General features: G+C 71.3%; 1 protein-coding gene and 1 pseudogene. Both read left to right on the top strand.

Going from position 1 to position 1,082, the window contains the following annotated elements; genetic code table 11:
- The first annotated feature begins 136 nt into the window (after nt 1–136).
- Complete coding sequence (locus ABZW32_RS40050; RefSeq protein WP_356225869.1) at nt 137–472, top strand: hypothetical protein; 336 nt, start codon at nt 137–139, stop codon at nt 470–472.
- Nucleotides 473–705: 233 nt separating this feature from the next.
- A pseudogene (locus ABZW32_RS40045) lies at nt 706–1,082 on the top strand (hypothetical protein); the annotation flags it as partial.

The following is a 1,082-nucleotide window of genomic DNA, read 5'->3' as shown; positions in this document are numbered from 1 at the left end:
GCCGCGACGCCGCGCACCGCGCGCACCGCGCGGACGCCGGGCCGTGGCCTGCCGCCCGTCCCGCCTGTTACCGGTGTACCGGTCCGGCCGGGTCCGTCCCGTACGCGCTGACCCGACCCGAGGGAGCTTGTTGCCGATGACGTATCCGCCGCAGCCCGAGCCGTTCGCCGAAGCCCTCGGGGAGGCCGCGCACACGGCCGCGATAGCTTACCGGCTGGTGATGGCCATCAGCGACGCGGTCCGCCGTGCCACCCAAAAGCGCCTGACTGGCAAGGATGAGGGAATCGGCGAGGACGCCGAACAGATGGCGCCGGGCTGGTCGGCCGACCAGCTGTGCGGCGTGCTGGGCGAGGATGTTTTGGCAGAGCTGATGGAGGGCGACCACTGGACGGCGATGGCCCGCCAGCTCGTCCGTCACCAGCAGGCTGGCGTCGATGCCGCAGCGGTTCTGATCACCGCTGCCACGCAGTGACCAGGTTGCCGCCGTGGGGCGCCCACTTCCCGGGATCAACCTCACTTCGCGGGTGTTCCCGGGGTGTGGCCGTGCCGACCGGGCCGTACGACGGCCTACCCGGCGGGGTGCAGATCGTCGGACGCGCCTTCCGGGAGGCCTGTGCCCCGCAGCCCGTCGGGGGACCGCCTTGGCGCCCTCGCCCGGCGGGACCGCCACGCCGACCGCACTGAACCACCCCTTAGGGTTTGCCCATGGATTTGACAGCAGGTCACGAGGGAGGAGCCCTGCCCGGTCCGACGGCCCCCACGCAGGGCTGGCAGGCGCCGAGCGCGGTCGAGCGGGGGCTGTACGAGGCGAAGACGCGCGGTGACTGGCCCGCGTACTACGACCTCGTTGCCCGGGCTGACCTGTACATGATGCAGTCGCGGGCGTACGTCGACGCGAACTCGGGCAACACCCGCTTCCACCCCTACTGGAACCCGCAGACCCAGACCATGTGCCTGGCCGTCTACACCGGCGGCATGCTGCCGCCGCCTGTCGCCGACCCTGTCTACAACTGCTACGACCTGGGCTGGTTCGCGGAAGTCTGGAACCAGAACGACCCGCCCTACCTCGTCGTCAACCCCGG

It is taken from the genome of Streptomyces sp. NPDC004667, assembly GCF_040609475.1.
In the GTDB taxonomy this organism is placed as follows: Bacteria; Actinomycetota; Actinomycetes; order Streptomycetales; family Streptomycetaceae; genus Streptomyces.
The sequence above is the reverse complement of the archived record's forward strand: the minus strand, read 5'-3'. Positions and strand labels throughout refer to the sequence as shown.